The 17,022-nt window shown below is 69.6% G+C and carries 17 protein-coding genes; 8 read left to right on the top strand and 9 right to left on the bottom strand.

Annotated features, from left to right (window positions below):
* Nucleotides 1–16: 16 nt before the first annotated feature.
* From LGN10_RS26990 to pdxH, 3 genes are all read right to left on the bottom strand, one after another.
* Complete coding sequence (locus tag LGN10_RS26990) at nucleotides 17–1,315, bottom strand: DUF72 domain-containing protein (RefSeq protein ID WP_226225592.1); 1,299 nt, start codon at nucleotides 1,313–1,315, stop codon at nucleotides 17–19.
* 23 nt (nucleotides 1,316–1,338) lie between these two features.
* On the bottom strand, nucleotides 1,339–2,559 hold the full coding sequence (locus tag LGN10_RS26985) for an SAM-dependent methyltransferase (protein WP_124659056.1): 1,221 nt from the start codon (nucleotides 2,557–2,559) through the stop codon (nucleotides 1,339–1,341).
* A 125-nt stretch (nucleotides 2,560–2,684) separates the two neighbouring features.
* The gene (gene pdxH / locus LGN10_RS26980) at nucleotides 2,685–3,329 is read right to left on the bottom strand and encodes a pyridoxamine 5'-phosphate oxidase (RefSeq protein ID WP_059644820.1); all 645 of its coding nucleotides are present in this window, start codon (nucleotides 3,327–3,329) and stop codon (nucleotides 2,685–2,687) included.
* A gap of 128 nt (nucleotides 3,330–3,457) precedes the next feature.
* Here pdxH and LGN10_RS26975 point away from each other — a divergent pair, with 128 nt between their 5' ends.
* Nucleotides 3,458–4,315, top strand: coding sequence for a ThiF family adenylyltransferase (locus tag LGN10_RS26975; protein ID WP_059578424.1), 858 nt, complete (start codon nucleotides 3,458–3,460; stop codon nucleotides 4,313–4,315).
* A gap of 108 nt (nucleotides 4,316–4,423) precedes the next feature.
* Here the strand turns inward: LGN10_RS26975 and trxA are convergent, their stop codons facing one another.
* Both trxA and LGN10_RS26965 read right to left on the bottom strand, forming a co-directional pair.
* Nucleotides 4,424–5,272, bottom strand: coding sequence for a thioredoxin (gene trxA, locus LGN10_RS26970; RefSeq protein ID WP_059578420.1), 849 nt, complete (start codon nucleotides 5,270–5,272; stop codon nucleotides 4,424–4,426).
* 52 nt (nucleotides 5,273–5,324) lie between these two features.
* Nucleotides 5,325–6,206 (bottom strand): pirin family protein, encoded by an 882-nt coding sequence (locus LGN10_RS26965; protein WP_059578417.1) that lies wholly within the window; start codon nucleotides 6,204–6,206, stop codon nucleotides 5,325–5,327.
* 257 nt (nucleotides 6,207–6,463) lie between these two features.
* On the opposite strand from LGN10_RS26965, the gene LGN10_RS26960 reads away from it, so the two are divergent.
* The gene (locus LGN10_RS26960; RefSeq protein ID WP_179231749.1) at nucleotides 6,464–7,345 is read left to right on the top strand and encodes an EamA family transporter; all 882 of its coding nucleotides are present in this window, start codon (nucleotides 6,464–6,466) and stop codon (nucleotides 7,343–7,345) included.
* A gap of 45 nt (nucleotides 7,346–7,390) precedes the next feature.
* On the opposite strand, the gene LGN10_RS26955 is transcribed toward LGN10_RS26960, so the two are convergent.
* Both LGN10_RS26955 and tsaE read right to left on the bottom strand, forming a co-directional pair.
* Nucleotides 7,391–8,917, bottom strand: coding sequence for an N-acetylmuramoyl-L-alanine amidase (locus tag LGN10_RS26955; protein WP_060012038.1), 1,527 nt, complete (start codon nucleotides 8,915–8,917; stop codon nucleotides 7,391–7,393).
* Nucleotides 8,899–9,450: a tRNA (adenosine(37)-N6)-threonylcarbamoyltransferase complex ATPase subunit type 1 TsaE gene (tsaE, locus tag LGN10_RS26950; RefSeq protein WP_059578407.1), complete on the bottom strand. Its 552-nt coding sequence runs from the start codon at nucleotides 9,448–9,450 to the stop codon at nucleotides 8,899–8,901. The genes LGN10_RS26955 and tsaE overlap by 19 nt, the downstream gene beginning before the upstream one ends.
* A 17-nt stretch (nucleotides 9,451–9,467) precedes the next feature.
* Here tsaE and queG point away from each other — a divergent pair, with 17 nt between their 5' ends.
* The 3 genes from queG (at nucleotide 9,468) to xerD (ending at nucleotide 12,174) form a co-directional block, all read left to right on the top strand.
* Nucleotides 9,468–10,691, top strand: a complete 1,224-nt coding sequence (gene queG, locus LGN10_RS26945; protein ID WP_226225590.1) for a tRNA epoxyqueuosine(34) reductase QueG — start codon at nucleotides 9,468–9,470, stop codon at nucleotides 10,689–10,691.
* A 65-nt stretch (nucleotides 10,692–10,756) separates the two neighbouring features.
* A complete protein-coding gene (locus LGN10_RS26940) occupies nucleotides 10,757–11,227 on the top strand; it encodes a methylated-DNA--[protein]-cysteine S-methyltransferase (protein ID WP_226225588.1) in 471 nt (156 codons plus the stop codon).
* Nucleotides 11,224–12,174, top strand: coding sequence for a site-specific tyrosine recombinase XerD (gene xerD, locus LGN10_RS26935; protein ID WP_124659054.1), 951 nt, complete (start codon nucleotides 11,224–11,226; stop codon nucleotides 12,172–12,174). Before LGN10_RS26940 ends, xerD begins: the two co-directional genes overlap by 4 nt.
* 49 nt (nucleotides 12,175–12,223) lie before the next feature.
* On the opposite strand, the gene LGN10_RS26930 is transcribed toward xerD, so the two are convergent.
* Nucleotides 12,224–13,786, bottom strand: a complete 1,563-nt coding sequence (locus LGN10_RS26930) for a class I adenylate-forming enzyme family protein (protein WP_226225587.1) — start codon at nucleotides 13,784–13,786, stop codon at nucleotides 12,224–12,226.
* Nucleotides 13,787–14,021: 235 nt separating this feature from the next.
* On the opposite strand from LGN10_RS26930, the gene ybaK reads away from it, so the two are divergent.
* Both ybaK and plsY read left to right on the top strand, forming a co-directional pair.
* Nucleotides 14,022–14,513 (top strand): Cys-tRNA(Pro) deacylase, encoded by a 492-nt coding sequence (gene ybaK, locus LGN10_RS26925; RefSeq protein ID WP_012329097.1) that lies wholly within the window; start codon nucleotides 14,022–14,024, stop codon nucleotides 14,511–14,513.
* A 116-nt stretch (nucleotides 14,514–14,629) separates the two neighbouring features.
* Nucleotides 14,630–15,271 (top strand): glycerol-3-phosphate 1-O-acyltransferase PlsY, encoded by a 642-nt coding sequence (gene plsY, locus LGN10_RS26920; RefSeq protein ID WP_050017052.1) that lies wholly within the window; start codon nucleotides 14,630–14,632, stop codon nucleotides 15,269–15,271.
* A 79-nt stretch (nucleotides 15,272–15,350) separates the two neighbouring features.
* On the opposite strand, the gene LGN10_RS26915 is transcribed toward plsY, so the two are convergent.
* Nucleotides 15,351–15,836, bottom strand: a complete 486-nt coding sequence (locus tag LGN10_RS26915; protein WP_034208219.1) for a YajQ family cyclic di-GMP-binding protein — start codon at nucleotides 15,834–15,836, stop codon at nucleotides 15,351–15,353.
* Nucleotides 15,837–15,972: 136 nt separating this feature from the next.
* Here LGN10_RS26915 and murB point away from each other — a divergent pair, with 136 nt between their 5' ends.
* Entirely contained in the window at nucleotides 15,973–17,022 is a 1,050-nt protein-coding gene (murB, locus tag LGN10_RS26910; RefSeq protein WP_226225585.1) for a UDP-N-acetylmuramate dehydrogenase, read from the top strand.

Genomic DNA, 17,022 nt, shown 5'->3' with positions numbered 1-17,022 from the left:
GCCGCGGCAACCGGCGTCACGCCGCCTCGTTGCGCCACTGCGCGCACGCGGCGGCGATTTCGCGTGCGAGTGCGAGGCACGACAGCGGTGCCGAGCCTTCCGCCTTGTTGTTGATCGTGATGATCACCGGCTGCCCGGCCAGCGCGTAGCGCGCGGCCAGTTCGGCGAGCGCCGAACGCGTGGCCGGATCCTCGTCGACGAGCTTGTCGAACGGCTCGTATTTCGCTTTCGCCTGCTCGTACTTGAAGCCGCCGTGCAGGCTCCAGCGCACGATCAGCGGGCCCGGCGCGTCGCCGTCGAGCAGCGCGAGCGCGGCGGCCTGGCGCAGCGGGTCGGGCATCCGCGCGTGCAGGCCGACGCAGTAGCGCACGCCGAGCGCGGCCAGTGCGCGGATGAAGCGCGGCGTGAGCAGGCTCGCGTCGCGGATCTCGATCGCATAGCGCGTGCCGTCGGCGTCCGGCGGCAACGGCGGCAGCGCCGCGAAGAACGCGGCGAGCCGGTCGATCAGCGCGGCCGGCTGCGCGAGCAGTTGATCGGGCAGCGGCGAGAACTGGAACACGAGCACGCCGGCTTTCCGGCCGAGCCCGTCGAGGCACGGCTGGACGAAGTCGCGGGTCGCGAGCGGCGCATCGAGGAACGTCGGGTTCGGCCCGGACGGCTCGCCGCGCCGGCCGCGGATCACCGCGTCGGTCACCGCGGCCGGCGCCTTCACGACGAAGCGGAAATCATCGGGCACCTGCTGCGCGTAGCGCAGGTAGTCGGCCACCGACAGCGGGCCGTAGAACGACCGGTCGAGGCTCACGCTTTTCAGCAGCGGATGCGCGCCATACGCTTCGAGCCCTTCGCGCGACAGCTTCGTCTGCGCGAAGTCGCCGTCGTAGACGATGCCGTTCCAGCCGGGGAAATACCACGACGACGTGCCGAGCCGCACGTTCGGCGGCAGGCCGGCCGCGACTTCGGCGACGTCCGCCGAGATCGGCGCGGGCAGCACGCCGCGCTTGCGGCGGCCTTTCTTCGGCGGGGCGGCCGCCGACGGCGGTTCGTCCCACAGCAGGCCGGACGACGGGGCGGGTGCGTCTTCGGCGGCGGGGCGGGAGATCGTACGGGCGGGCGGCGCCGGTCGCGGGTCTTTCGCTGCGTCCGGCGTCACGGGCTCGTCGGGGCTGGCGAAGCGGTCACCGTCCGCTGGCGACGTGCGTGCAGTGTCCGTCGGCACGCCGAACAGGTCGAACTGCCCGTCGGCGTGCGACTCGTCGGTGTCGTCGTGCCGCTGTCGTTGCGGCGGCGCCTTGCGCCGCGTCCTGCCGTCACCCATGCATGCCCAGCGTGATGCGCTGCCTAGCGCGGCAGCGCGTGTTCGTACATATAGCGCCGCGACCACGGCAGCGTTTTCGCGCTGCGCCCGGCCTTGCGGCACACGATCTGGAAGATCGACACGTCGTCGTGCTCGAACGCATACGCGCAGCCGGCGAGATACACGCGCCAGATGCGGAATTTTTCGTCGTCGACGAGCTTTCGCGCTTCCTCGGCTTTCGCCTCGAAGTTTTCCGTCCAGATGTCGAGCGTGCGCGCATAGTGCCGGCGCAGACTTTCGACGTCAACCGCCTCGAGCCCGCCGCGCTGCGCCGCTTCGAGCGCGAGGCTGATGTGCGGGAGCTCGCCGTCCGGGAACACGTAGCGGTCGATGAATTCGCCGCCGCCGAGCGCGGTTTCACCGCTTTCCGCGTCGGTCGACGTGATCCCGTGGTTCATCGCGATGCCGTCGTCGGTCAGCAGCTCGCGGACGCGCGAGAAATAGAGCGGCAGGTTCTTGCGCCCGACGTGCTCGAACATCCCGACGCTCGTGATGCGGTCGAACTGACCTTCGATCTCGCGGTAATCCTGCAGACGAATCTCGATCCTGTCTTCCAGCCCCGCCGCCTTCACGCGCGCGGTCGCGAGGTCGAACTGGTTCTGCGACAGCGTCACGCCGAGACACGTCGCGCCGAACTTCTGCGCGGCGCGCAGCACCAGCGCGCCCCATCCGCAGCCGATGTCGAGCAGGCGCTGGCCGGGCTGCAGCTGGATCTTCGTCAGGATGTGGTCGATCTTCTTGATCTGCGCGGTGGCGAGATCCTCGTCGCCGTTCTCGAAGTACGCGCACGAGTACACCATGTTCTCGTCGAGCCACAGCTTGTAGAACTCGTTCGAGACGTCGTAGTGGTACTGGATCGCTTTCTTGTCGGTGCTCTTCGTGTGATTGAAGTAGCGCTTCACGCGTGCGAGCTTGCTCGCGCTCGTCACGGTGCTGCGCGCGAGCGAGTAGCCGATGTTGATGATGTCCGACAGCTTGCCTTCGATGTCGATCTTGCCCTTCACGTATGCCTCGCCGAGATTGTCGAGGCTCGGTTCGAGCAGCAGTGGCAGCGCCGACGCGCTGTTCACCTTCAGCGTGACCTGCGGCGCGCTGAAGGTGCCGAAATCGAGTTGATCGCCGTTCCACAGCACGAGTCGCGCCGGTATGTTCGCTTTCGCCCGTACTTCGTCCGCCCACTGTGCCAGCTTCTTTTCCCAGAACATTTGGATTCTCCGTTTGTTCGTTGAATCGAATACAGCCAAGTATCCTGACCGGCGCCCGCCGCGTGCGTGCGGCGCGGGCGCCCGGATGCAACCCGGGACACGACCGGCGCGTGCCGGCGCCGCGCTTACGGCGACAGGCGCGAGATCGTCCAGCCCGACGCCGCCGCGGTGTCGCGCGTATAGAGCAGGCGGTCGTGCAGCCGCGACGGGCGCCCCTGCCAGAACTCGATCGCGTCGGGCACGAGGCGGTAGCCGCCCCAGTGCGGCGGGCGCGGCGGGTTGTCGCCATAGCGTTCGCCGACGGCCTTTTCGCGCGCTTCGAGCGTCGCGCGGCTGTCGATCACGGTGCTCTGGTCCGACGCCCACGCGCCGATGCGCGAGCCGAGCGGGCGCGACGCGAAATAGCGGTCGCTTTCTTCCGCGCTGGTTTTCTCGATCCGGCCTTCGATGCGTACCTGGCGCTCGAGCTCGATCCAGTAGAACAGCAGCGCGGCGTGCGGATGCACGGCCAGATCGTGCCCCTTGCGGCTTTCGTAATTGGTGAAGAAGACGAACCCGCGTTCGTCGACGCCCTTGATGAGCACGATCCGGGCCGACGGCCGGCCGTCGGCGCCGACGGTCGCGAGCGTCATCGTGTTCGGCTCGGGCAGCTTGGCGGCGAGCGCCTCCTTGAACCAGCGATCGAACTGGGCGAAGGGGTCGGGGGCGGCATCGGCTTCGTCGAGCGAAGCGCGCGAATAGTTGATCCGAAGATCGGCGAGAGTCGTCATGTTATGCAAACGCTTCAATCTGGGGCCAGTATAGCGAACGCGCGAGAATCGTGCGTGCACGGTAGCGCGTGCGAGCGGGGAGTTCAGGCAGAATAGAGGGCTGCACGACTTACGTTTTCCTTGCTGCCATGTCCGCCGCCGACGCCGCCCCGCCCAGTTCTTCCGATCTTACCCCGACCCCGGAAATCCAGCTTGACGTGGATCGCGCGCGGCGTTTCGGCGGCGTCGCGCGCCTGTACGGCGCGCCGGCGGCCGCCGCGTTCGAGCGGGCGCACGTCGCGGTGATCGGAATCGGCGGCGTCGGGTCGTGGGTGGCCGAGGCGCTCGCGCGCAACGCGGTCGGCACGCTGACGCTGATCGATCTCGACAACGTCGCGGAAAGCAACACGAACCGGCAGATCCATGCGCTCGACGGCAATTACGGCAAGCCGAAGGTCGACGCGATGGCCGAGCGCATCGCGCTGATCGATCCCGCATGCCGCGTGAACCGCGTCGAGGATTTCGTCGAACCCGACAATTTCGACGCGCTGCTCGGCGGCGGCTTCGACTACGTGATCGATGCGATCGACAGCGTGCGCACGAAGGTCGCGCTGATCGCGTGGTGCGTCGCGAAACGGCAGCCGTTGATCGTCGTCGGCGGCGCGGGCGGGCAGCTCGACCCGACGCGCATCCGCATCGACGATCTCGCGCTGACGATTCAGGATCCGCTGCTGTCGAAGGTCCGCGCGCAGCTGCGCAAGCAGCACGGCTTTCCGCGCGGGCCGAAGGCGCGCTTCAAGGTCAGCGCCGTGTATTCGGACGAGCCGCTGATCTATCCGGAAGCGGCGGCCTGCGACATCGAGGACGGCGCCGAGCCGTCCGCGGCCGCGCACGTCGCGGGGCTCAACTGTGCGGGCTTCGGTTCGAGCGTGTGCGTGACCGCGAGCTTCGGTTTCGCGGCGGCCGCGCATGCGCTGCGGGCGATCGCGGCACGGGCGGCCGGCTGAGCGTGCGGCGCGCGGGCACGCAAGGACGATGCCGCGGCGCGGGCGACGTGCCGCGAGCGATAGGCCGATGCGGCCGGGCCGTGGCGGCCCGGCCGGTCGCGCGTCGGGTCAGTTGAGCGCCATGCTCAGCTTGCGTCGCCACGCGGCGACGAGGTCGGGCCGATCGCCGGCCAGTTCGAACACCGAGATCATCGTGCGGCGGCCGAGATCGTCGCCGTACGCGCGATCGCGCGTCACGATTTCCAGCAACTGTTCCAGCGCCCCTTCGTACGCGCGCCGCGCGATCAGGCTCTGCGCGAGGTCGAAGCGCGCGTCGAGATCGGCCGGGTTCGCCGCGATGCGCGCCTCGAGCGCGTCGGTCGGCGGCAGGTCGGCCGTGGCGTCGAGCGCGTCGAAACGGGTCTTGATCGCCTGGTAGCGCGGGTCGCCGTTCTGCACGGTTTGCGGCGACAGGCGCTCGGTCTCCGCGCGTGCGGCATCGACTTCGTTGCGCGCGAGCAGCAGCTCGATCAGGTCGAGGCGCGCGTCGTCGTAGCCGGGGTTCAGCGCGAGCGCCGCTTCGAGGTGCGCGCGCGCATCGTCGAAGCGCTGTTCGGCCATCGCGTACTGCGCGGCGCGGCGTTCGGCTTCCTCGGGGGCCGGCAGCAACCGGTCGAGGAACGCGCGCAACTGCCCTTCGGGCAGCACGCCGACGAACTGGTCGACCGGCCGCCCGTCCGCGAACGCGATCACGTGCGGGATGCTGCGCGTCTGGAAGTGCGCGGCGAGCTCCTGGTTCTCGTCGACGTTGACCTTCACGAGCTTCCAGCGGCCTGCGTAGTCGGCTTCGAGCTTTTCCAGCAGCGGGCCGAGCGTCTTGCAGGGCCCGCACCACGGCGCCCAGAAGTCGACCAGCACGGGCGTGTCCAGCGACGCCTCGATGACGTCTTTCTCGAATGTGGCAAGCGTGGTGTCCATGGCGTTCTCTTCCGTTCGAATATCGTCAGGGTGGGGGCGGTGGGCCGCTTTTTCAACGCGGCTTCGCTTCGGGCAGCGCAATCCATTCGGTCTCGCCGGGCACCTTGCCCATCTCCTGGCGCGTCCACGCCGCTTTCGCGCGTTCGATCGCATCGCGGCTGCTCGCGACGAAATTCCACTCGATGAAGCGTTCGCCGTCCATCCGGTCGCCGCCGAGCAGCATCGCGCGCGCGCCGCTGCCGCTCGTCAGCGTGACGCTCGCGCCCGGCGCGAGCACGGCCATCCGTTCGGCCGGCACCGGCGCGCCGTCGATCGCGAGCTCCCCGTCGACCACGTAGACCGCGCGCTCCTCGTGCGACGCATCGAGTTCGAGCCGGCCGCCGGCCGCGAATTCGGCCGCGACGTACAGCGTGCGCGAGAACGTCGTCACGGGCGAGCGCAACCCGAACGCGTCGCCGGCGATCACCGTCAGCGCCACGCCGTCTTCGTCCCGCTTGGGCAGCGTGTCGGCCGCGTGGTGCTCGAACGACGGCTCGGTCGTCTCGTGCGCTTTCGGCAGCGCGACCCAGGTCTGGATCCCGTGCACGGTGTGGCCGCTCGCGCGTTGCGCGTCGGGCGTGCGCTCCGAGTGGACGATCCCGCGGCCGGCCGTCATCCAGTTCACGTCGCCCGGCACGATTTCCTGCCGCGAGCCGAGGCTGTCGCGGTGCAGGATCGCGCCGTCGAACAGGTAGGTGACCGTCGCGAGCCCGATGTGCGGATGCGGGCGCACGTCGAGCCCCGTGCCGGCCGGCAGCATGGCGGGCCCCATGTGATCGAAGAAGATGAACGGGCCGACGAGGCGTGCGGCGAGCGCGGGCAGCGTGCGGCGCACCTGCAGGTTGCCGATGTCGCGCACGTGCGGCTTCAGCAAGGCTTTGATCGAGTCGGTCATGGCGGGCCTCGTGGGGAACGGCTGGATTGCCGGTCATTGTACTGGCGGCACGGCGGCGCGCGTGACGGGCAGCGCGAAACGCGCGCGGCGCGATGCGGCCGTGGCGGGCACGCATCGTGCGGTGTCCACCGCGTCGCGCGAGCCGCTGCGCCCGCTGCCGATTCCATGCGCGCCGCGCGGGTATCCGGCGCGGCGGCGAAACCCGGTAGACTGACCGGCTTCACAACGACGATTCGACAATCGAGGAGACGCCGATGATGGCCCCGAAGGATCTGCTGCTCGCGCTGGTCGTGATTCTGGCGTGGGGCGTGAACTTCGTCGTGATCAAGGTCGGCCTGCATGGCATGCCGCCGATGCTGCTCGGCGCGCTGCGCTTCACGCTCGCGGCCGTGCCGGCGGTCTTCTTCGTGCGCCGGCCGCAGATTTCGTGGCGGCTGCTGGTGCTGTACGGCGCGACGATCCAGCTTGGCCAGTTCGTGTTCCTGTTCACCGGCATGTACGTCGGCATGCCGGCCGGCCTCGCGTCGCTCGTGCTGCAGTCGCAGGCGTTCTTCACGCTGGTGTTCGCGATGCTGTTCCTCGGCGAGCGGCTGCGCGTGCAGAACCTGATCGGGCTCGCGATCGCCGCGGGCGGCCTCGTCGTGATCGCCGCGCAGGGCGGCCGTGCGATGACGCTCGCGGGCTTCCTGCTGACGATCTGCTCGGCCGCGATGTGGGCCTTCGGCAATATCGTCACGAAGAAGGTCGGGAAGGCGAACCTCGTGTCGCTCGTCGTGTGGGCGAGCCTCGTGCCGCCCGTGCCGTTCTTCCTGCTGTCGCTGTGGTTCGAGGGGCCGCGGCGGATCGCGACCGCGCTCGCCGGGCTCGACGGCGCGTCGATCTTCGCGGTCGTCTATCTGGCGTTCGTCGCGACGCTGCTCGGCTACGGGCTGTGGAGCCGCCTGCTGTCGCGCTATCCGGCCGCGCAGGTCGCGCAGTTCTCGCTGCTGGTGCCGATCGTCGGGCTCGCGTCGTCGGCGCTGCTGCTCGACGAGCATCTGACGCAAGCGCAGCTGATCGGCGCCGCGCTCGTGATGGGCGGGCTCGCGGTGAACGTGTTCGGCGGGAAACTGCTGAGCCGCTTCGCGGCATCGTCGTGACGCGCCGGCACGCGCCGCGTGCCGGCGGCAGGGAACGGATGGCGCTCAGGCCATCCGGCTCTTCGCGAGCGGCGGATTCGCGGCGAAGTAGCGCTTGATGCCGCGGAAGATCGCGTCTGCCATCTCGTCGCGATAGCTGTCGTCGTTGAGCCGGCGCTCTTCGTCCGGGTTGCTGATGAACGCGGTCTCGACGAGGATCGACGGGATGTCGGGCGCCTTCAGCACCGCGAACCCGGCCTGCTCGACCGAGCCCTTGTGCAGCTTGTTGATGCCGCCCACTTCCTTCAGCACGTAGTTGCCGTAGCGCAGCGAATCGCGGATCTGCGCGGTCGTCGACATGTCGAACAGCGCGCGGCTGACTGCCGCGTCCTGGGTCTTGATGTTGATGCCGCCGATCAGGTCGGACGAGTTTTCCTTGTTCGCGAGCCAGCGCGCCGCGGCGCTCGATGCGCCGTGGTCGGACAGCGCGAACACCGACGAGCCGCGCGCGGACGGCGTCGTGAACGCGTCCGCGTGGATCGACACGAACAGATCCGCGCCGACGCGGCGCGCCTTCTGCACGCGCACGTTCAGCGGCACGAAGAAATCGGCGTCGCGCGTCATCATCGCGCGCATGTTCGGTGCGGCGTCGATCTTCGCGCGCAGCTTCTTCGCGATGTCGAGCGCGATGTGCTTCTCGTACGTGCCGTTGCCGCCGATCGCGCCCGGATCCTCGCCGCCGTGGCCCGGGTCGATCGCGACCGTCAGCAGGCGCACGGTGCCGCCCTTGCCCGATTTCGGCGCGGTGAACTTGTAGGTGTCGCCGTCGTCGTCGCTGTCGTCGCGGCGCGCGATGACGGGCGGCGGCTTGACGGCTGGCTTCGCGGGCGTCGACGGCGTGCCGGCGGCCGGCGGCGTGTGCGGCGCGGCCGGCGTGTTCTGTGCGAAACGCTGGAAGAATGCGTCGCTGTTGTCGCCGGCGGCGGGCGGCGGGGTGCCCGGGCCGGCCAGCGTGGACGGCGGCTGCATCTGCTGCGCGCGCGCGGTGTCGTTGAGCGCCTGTTCCTTGCGTTCCGTCTGCGCGATCAGGTCGGACAGCGGATCGGGCGCGACGGCCGGGTACAGGTCGAACACGAGCCGGTACTTGTACGTGCCGACGGGCGGCAGCGTGAACACCTGCGGCTTCACCGAGCCTTTCAGGTCGAACACCATCCGCACGACGTGTGGCTGATACTGGCCGACGCGCACCGACTGGATCTGCGGATCGTTCGGCGCGATCTTCGAGACGAGGTCGCGCAGCGCCTGGTCGAGATCGAGGCCGCTCAGGTCGACGACGAGACGGTCGGGACCCTGCAGCAGTTGTTGGCTATTCTGCAGCGGCTGGTCGGATTCGATCGTGACGCGCGTGTAGTCGCGTGCGGGCCACACGCGCACGCCGAGCACCGACGACGCGTGCGCGAGCCGCGGCGCGACGAGACCGAGCACCAGCGTCGACGCCCCCGCGCGCAGGATCTGACGGCGCCGCCAGTTGTGCGTCGCGGTGGCCGCCGATTCGATCGAGCGGAACGGTTTGATCAACATCTTTCGAGACATGCGTTTCCTGAAGCGCTGTACGCCCGGACGGTGAGGACGCGGCCGTCGCCGTCCACGTCGAGCGAGAAAACCAGATCGGGCACGCCGAGCAGGGCGCCCGCCTGTTGCGGCCATTCGACGAGGCAGATCGCGCTGGAATTGAAATACTCGCGAAAGCCTGCGTCCGACCATTCGGCCGGATCGTTGAATCGATACAGATCGAAGTGATAGACCTCGAGTTCCCCGTCGCTGCGTTCGAGCGCGTACGGCTCGACGAGCGTATAGGTCGGGCTGCGCACGCGCCCCTGGTGGCCGAGGCCGCGCAGGATCGCGCGCACGAGGGTCGTCTTGCCCGCGCCGAGATCGCCGACCAGCTGGATCTGCAGCCCGTCGAACGCGTGGGCGCGGTCGAGCGCGATGCGCGCGGCGTCGAGCGCGTGCGCGAAGCGGGTGCCGAAGGCCTCGGTTGCCGCTTCGTCGGCGAGCGCGATCACGCGCTCCGCGAGCGGGGCGGGCAGCATGGCGTGAGGCGGTTGGCTGGGCGTGGCTGGCATTCTCGTAAAATAGTGCGATGAACCGACTACCGGAACGCGCCGCATCCGACAGGCCTTCGACTCGTGCCGAAGGCGCGGCGCCGTGCGCGCTCGACGATGCGGCGTTGACTGCGCTCGCCGCTCGCATCAGGGCGTGGGGGCGCGAATTGGGTTTCGGGGCGATCGGCATCAGCGACACCGATCTCTCGGATGCCGAAGCAGGCCTCGCCGCCTGGCTGGAAGCCGGTTACCACGGCGAAATGGATTATATGGCGAAACATGGGATGAAACGCGCGCGGCCGGCCGAACTTGTGGCCGGTACGCGACGCGTGATCTCCGTGCGGCTCGCCTATTTACCGGCCCAAACGCTGGCTGACGACGAGCCCGGCGCGCTCGTGCCGCACGATTGGCGCACGCGCGAACGCGCACGGCTCGACGATCCGCAGGCGGCGGTCGTGTCGATCTATGCGCGCGGCCGCGATTATCACAAGGTGCTGCGCAACCGGCTGCAGACGCTCGCGGAGCGCATCGAGCACGAGATCGGCGGGTTCGGCTATCGCGTGTTCACCGATTCGGCGCCCGTGCTCGAAGTCGAACTCGCGCAGAAGGCCGGGGTCGGCTGGCGCGGCAAGCACACGCTGCTGCTGCAGCGCGATGCCGGCTCGCTGTTCTTTCTCGGCGAGATCTACGTCGACCTGCCGCTGCCGACCGACGCGCGCACGTCGCCCGACACCGCGCCCGAGACGCCCGGCGCGCACTGCGGCAGTTGCACGCGCTGTATCGACGCGTGCCCGACCGGCGCGATCGTCGAGCCGTACCGCGTCGATGCGCGCCGCTGCATCTCGTACCTGACGATCGAACTGAAAGGCAGCATCCCCGAGCCGCTGCGGCCGCTGATCGGCAATCGCGTGTACGGCTGCGACGACTGCCAGCTCGTGTGTCCGTGGAACAAGTTCGCGCAGGCCGCGCCCGTCGCCGATTTCGACGTGCGGCACGGCCTCGACCGCGCGACGCTCGTCGAGCTGTTCGCGTGGGACGCGGGCACGTTCGATACGCGGATGCAGGGCAGCGCGATCCGGCGCATCGGCTACGAAAGCTGGCTGCGCAATCTCGCGGTCGGGCTCGGCAATGCGCTGCGCGCGGGCGCGGACCGGCTCTCGCCGGCGGCGCGCGACGCGATCGTCGCCGCGCTGCGCGCGCGGGCCGACGATCCGTCGCCGGTCGTGCGCGAGCATGTCGAATGGGCGCTGCGAGCCGCGTGAAGGCGGCGTAAAGTGTCGTCGGCGCGCGGGCAGGGCCGCGCGCATCCCCCGGTCAGGAGAAGGCAATGTTCAACGCAGTGATCGACGCGCCGTTCGGCAAGGTCGGCATCCGCACGGATGCCGCGGTGGTGCGCGAGATCGTCTATCTGCCCGAGTCGATGAAGGCGGTCGAACCGGATTCGGCGCTCGCGAAGCGCGCGGTCCAGCAGATCGAACGTTATTTCGAGCGCGCGTCCGCGCGCTTCGACCTGCCGCTCGCCGACGTCGGCAGCGCATTCCAGCATCGCGTGTGGGACGTGATCAGCGACATCCCGCCCGGGACGGTGCTGACCTACGGCCAGGTCGCGAAGCGGATCGGCAGCGCGCCGCGCGCGGTCGGCCAGGCGTGCGGCGCGAACTACTTCCCGCTCGTGATTCCGTGCCATCGCGTCGTCGCGGCGGGCGGCCTCGGCGGGTTCGCGAACCACGACGGCAACGGCTATTACCAGCGAGTGAAGCGCTGGCTGCTCGCGCACGAGGGCGTGCCATACCGATGAGCGAACCGATGATTTCCCCCGCGGCCGACGCCGACACCGCCGCGGCATCGCCCGCGCTGCTCGCGAGCCGTGCGTCGATCGACGTGTTCTGCGATGCGCTGTGGCTCGAACACGGGCTCGCGCGCAACACGCTCGACGCATACCGGCGCGATCTGGTGCTGTTTTCCCAGTGGCTGGCCGCGACGCACGACGCGCCGCTCGACGCGGCCGACGAGGCGATGGTGACGGGCTACATCGCCGCACGCAGCGACGGCAAGGCGACGTCGTCGAACCGGCGGCTGTCCGTATTTCGTCGCTATTACGGCTGGGCCGTGCGCGAGCATCGCGCGAGCGCCGACCCGACGCTGCGGATCACGTCCGCGAAACAGGGCGCGCGGTTCCCGTCGACGTTGTCCGAGGCGCAGGTCGAGGCGCTGCTCGGCGCGCCCGACATCGGCACGCCGCTCGGCCTGCGCGATCGCACGATGCTGGAGCTGATGTACGCGAGCGGGCTGCGCGTGAGCGAACTCGTGACGCTGAAGACGGTCGAGGTCGGCCTCAACGAAGGCGTCGTGCGGGTGATGGGCAAGGGCTCGAAGGAGCGGCTCGTGCCGTTCGGCGAAGTCGCGCACGGCTGGATCGAACGCTACCTGCGCGACGCGCGGCCGGCATTGCTCGGCGCGCGCGCGGCCGACGCGCTGTTCGTGACCGCGCGCGGCGACGGGATGACGCGCCAGCAGTTCTGGAACATCATCAAGCGTCACGCGCAGCAGGCCGACGTGCGCGCGCACCTGTCGCCGCACACGCTGCGGCACGCGTTCGCGACGCACCTGCTGAATCACGGCGCCGACCTGCGCGTCGTGCAATTGCTGCTCGGCCACAGCGACATCTCGACCACGCAGATCTATACGCACGTCGCGCGCGAGCGGCTGAAAACGCTGCATGCGGAGCACCACCCGCGCGGGTGACGCGCGGCGCGGGCTGCGACCCGAACCCGCGATGCGCGCGGCGGCTGCGTCAGACCAGCTCGCGCAGCCGGTGCTTGAGCACCTTGCCGGTCGATGCGGCCGGCAGCGCATCGAGCACGCGGATGTGCGCGGGGCGTTTGTAAGCCGTGAGCCGCTCCGCGCACCACGCATGCAATGCCGCCTCGTCCGCTGCCGCGCCCGGCACCAGCTCGACGAACGCGAGCACTTCCTCGTTGCCGTCGATCGCCCGGCCGATCACGGCCGCCTGCACGACGTCCGGATGCGCGTTCAGCACCTGCTCGACCTCGACCGGATACACGTTGAAGCCCGAGCGGATGATCAGCTCCTTGCTGCGGCCCACGATCGTCACCGCGCCGTCCGCGCCCTGCCGCGCGAGATCGCCGGTGCTCAGCCAGCCGTCCGGCGACACGGCCGCGCGCGTCGCGTCCGCGTTGCGGTAGTAGCCGAGCATCACGTTCGGCCCGCGCACGCGAATCTCGCCGACTTCGCCCGGCGGCACGTCGGTGCCGTCCGGCGCGACGATCCGCATGTCGACGCCCGGAATCGGTACGCCGACCGAGCTGTCCGTGCGCGGCGCGTCGAGCGGCGTCTGCGTGATCGTCGGGCTGCTTTCGGTCATCCCGTATCCGTTGTGCAGCGGCACGCCGTACAGGCGCTCGACGCGCGCCTTCAGATTCGCATCGAGCGGCGAGCCGCCCGAATACGCGAAGCGCAGCCGCGGCGCGCGCCAGGCATGGCCGTGCGTGTGCACGTGTTCGAGCAGCTTCGCGTGCATCGCCGGCACGCCCTGGAAGATCGTGACGCCTTCGTCGGCGAGCGCGATGCGGACGGCTTCCGGCGAGAAGCGCGGCGCGAGCCGCAGCGTCGCGCCTGCGTAGAGGCTGCCCAGGCACACCGACGCGAGCCCGTACACGTGCGACACGGGCAGCACCGTGTAGACGACGTCGTCGGGCGACACGCGGCGCAGCATGCTCGACGTCGCCGCGATGAACAGCAGGTTGCGGTGCGACAGCATCACGCCTTTCGGCGTACCGGTCGTGCCGGTCGTGTAGATCAGCGCCGCGCATTGCGCGGCGCCGTCGGCGGCCACCGGTTCGGCCGGCGCGCCCGCATCGACCCGATACGACCACGCACCGATGTCGACCGGCAGCGCACCGGCGGGCGTCGCCCCGAGCCGCCCGGCATGGGCGCGCGCATCGGCCGATGCGTCGCTCGTGAACGCGATCAGCTTCGGCCGCGCGTGCGCGGCGATCGCATCGAGCTCGGCGGCCGACAACCGCGCGTTCGACACCAGCGCCCAGGCGTCGATGCGCGCGGCCGCGAACAGCAGCACGATCTGCGCGACGCAGTTTTCCGCGACGATCATCACGCGGTCGCCGCCTTGCACGCCGAGGCCCGCCAGCCGCGCGGCCGCCGCGTCGACGGCCTGCGCCAGCTCGCCGTACGACAGCCGGCGCGCATCCTCGATCAGCGCCGGATGCGCGGGCGACTGCGCGGCCCGGTGCGCCGGCACGTCGGCAATCCGACGCGGCAGCGCGGCGAGCAGCGCATCGACGTCGAGCGATTCGGATGCACGGATGGGCGAGGACATGGCGTCTCCAGATGACGGGCCGGCGGCGGCCGACGATATTTGCGAACGATCGTGCCATGGCGGCGCGTGCGCGACAATCGGCCAATCGGACAATAGCGCTTCACGAAGTTCGCAACGATGATGGGCGCAATCGCGACGGCGATGCGGCGGGCCGGCGGAAAACGGGCCGCGAGTATACCGTCGGCGCGGGCACGCCATTGCGCGCCCGCCCATCGTTCGCCATTAAAATGCCGCCATGAGCAAATCCAGACACGTGTCCGAAACCCCCGCGACCCAGCTGCTGCGCCGTCATGGCGTCGCATTCGGCGAGCATCCGTACGAATACGTCGAGCACGGCGGCACCGGCGAATCGGCGCGCCAGCTCGGCGTCGACGAGCACAGCGTCGTGAAGACGCTCGTAATGGAAGACGAACACGCGAAGCCGCTGATCGTGCTGATGCACGGCGACCGCACCGTGTCGACGAAGAATCTCGCGCGGCAGATCGGCGCGAAGCGCGTCGAGCCATGCAAGCCCGAGGTCGCGAACCGCCATTCGGGCTATCTCGTCGGCGGCACGTCGCCGTTCGGCACGCGCAAGACGATGCCCGTCTACGTAGAGGCGACGATCCTCGAATTGCCGACGATCTATCTGAACGGCGGCCGGCGCGGCTACCTCGTCAGCCTCGCGCCGGCGGTGCTCACGTCGCTGCTCGGCGCGCAGCCCGTGCAATGCGCGAGCGTCGACTGAGGGTTTCACCTTCGTGGCACCTCGCGCCCGTTCGGTAGAATGGGCGCCGTTTCGGCCTGCCGGCTTGCCGCGCACGGCCGTCCCTTTCCCGATACGTTGAAAGAAGAGTCCTCCGCATGCAGATCCTGCTCGCCGCCCTCGTTGCCTACCTGATCGGTTCGGTGTCGTTCGCCGTCGTCGTCAGTTCCGTGATGGGCCTGGCCGACCCGCGTTCGTACGGGTCGAAGAACCCCGGCGCGACCAACGTGCTGCGCAGCGGCAACAAGAAGGCCGCGATCCTGACGCTCGTCGGCGACGCGTTCAAGGGCTGGATCGCCGTCTGGCTCGCCCGTCGCTTCGGCCTGCCCGACGTCGCGATCGCGTGGGTCGCGATCGCCGTGTTCCTCGGCCACCTGTACCCGGTGTTCTTCCGCTTCCAGGGCGGCAAGGGCGTCGCGACCGCGGCCGGCGTGCTGCTTGCCGTGCACCCGGTGCTCGGGCTCGCGACCGCGCTGACCTGGCTGATCGTCGCATTCTTCTTCCGCTATTCGTCGCTCGCGGCGCTGGTCGCGGCCGTGTTCGCGCCGGTGTTCGACGTGTTCCTGTTCGGCATGCCGGGCCACAACCCGGTCGCCTGGGCCGTGCTCGCGATGAGCGTGCTGCTCGTGTGGCGTCACCGCGGCAACATTTCGAAGCTGCTCGCGGGGCAGGAGAGCCGGATCGGCGACAAGAAGAAGGCGGCCGCGGACGGCGGCGCGCAGGACGGCGGAAAAGCCTGAGAACGCGCGGCGCGGGCCGCGCGCCGGGCGCGCCGCGTATGCGGGGCCCGGCCGGATGACGCGACGGGCCGGTGGCCGGTCAGTCGCGGAAGTTGTTGAAGTCGAGCGGCGTGTCGGTCACGTCCTTGCGCAGCATCGCGATCGTGCTCTGCAGGTCGTCGCGCTTCGCGCCCGAGATGCGCACCGCGTCGCCCTGGATGCTCGCCTGCACCTTGATCTTGCTGTCCTTCACGAGGCGCACGATCTTCTTCGCGAGGTCGCCCGTCACGCCTTTCTTCACGGTGACGATCTGCTTGACCTTGTCGCCGCCGATCTTCTCGACCTTGCCGTAGTCGAGGAAGCGTACGTCGACGTTGCGCTTGGCCAGCTTGCCGATCAGCACGTCCTTGACCTGGCCGAGCTTGAAATCGTCGTCGGCGAACAGCGTCAGCTCGCGTTCCTTCTGCTCGACGCGTGCGTCGGAGCCCTTGAAGTCGAAGCGCGTCGAGATTTCCTTGTTCGACTGCTCGATGGCGTTCTTCACTTCGATCATGTTCGCTTCGGAAACGACGTCGAACGATGGCATGGCATTCTCCCTTGAGATGCGGGCGCCCGGCTCGCGCGCGGGCACTCGCTATAATTGCGGACTGTTTGCCATTTTACCGATGCCCCTGCGTTTGCCCAAGGCCGGCCCTGCGCCGCCCGGGCCGACGCGACCGCGAATGCCGATGCCCCCTGACGATTCCGCCCTGTCGCTGCTTCCCGACCATCCGCTCGCCGCGCACAACACGTTCGGCATCGCCGCGCGCACGCGCTTCGCCGCGCACATCACGCACGCGGCGCAGTTCGAGGCGCTGCATCGCGACCCGCGAGTCGCGAGCCTGCCGCAGCTGGTGCTCGGCGGCGGCAGCAATATCGTGTTCACGCGCGATTTCGACGGCGTCGTGCTGCTCGACGAGATCGCGGGCCGCCGCGTCGTGCGCGAGGACGGCGATGCGTGGTACGTCGAGGCCGGCGGCGGCGAGAACTGGCACGCATTCGTCGCGTGGACGCTCGAGCACGGGATGCCGGGCCTCGAGAATCTCGCGCTGATCCCGGGTACCGTCGGCGCCGCGCCGATCCAGAACATCGGCGCATACGGCCTCGAGATGAAGGCGTACTTCGATTCGCTGGTCGCGGTCGAGCTGGCGACGGGGCGCCGCGAGCGTTTCGACGCCGCGCGCTGCGCGTTCGGTTACCGCGACAGCTTCTTCAAGCGGGACGGGCGCGGCCGGTTCGCGATCGTCGCGGTGACGTTCCGGCTGCCGAAGCAATGGACGCCGCGGCTCGGCTACGCGGACGTCACGCGCGAGCTCGACGCGCGCGGCATCGCGCCCGACGCGGCGACGCCGCGCGACGTGTTCGATGCGGTCGTCGCGATCCGCCGCGCGAAGCTGCCCGATCCGCTGGTGCTCGGCAATGCGGGCAGTTTCTTCAAGAATCCGGTGATCGACGCCGCGCAGTTCGACGCGCTGCGTGCGCGCGTGCCCGACGTCGTGTCCTATCCGCAGCCGGACGGCCACGTGAAGCTCGCGGCCGGCTGGCTGATCGACCGCTGCGGCTGGAAGGGGCGCGCGCTCGGTGCGGCGGCCGTGCACGACCGCCAGGCGCTCGTGCTCGTCAATCGCGGCGGCGCGACGGGCGCCGACGTGCTCGCGCTGGCGCGGGCGATCCAGGCCGACGTGCGCGCGCGGTTCGGCGTCGAGCTGGAGGCGGAACCGGTCTGCCTGTAA

Origin of the sequence: Burkholderia sp. AU32262, from assembly GCF_020419985.1 — a bacterium.
In the GTDB taxonomy this organism is placed as follows: domain Bacteria; phylum Pseudomonadota; class Gammaproteobacteria; order Burkholderiales; family Burkholderiaceae; genus Burkholderia; species Burkholderia semiarida.
This window is presented reverse-complemented; position numbering and strand designations above follow the sequence as displayed.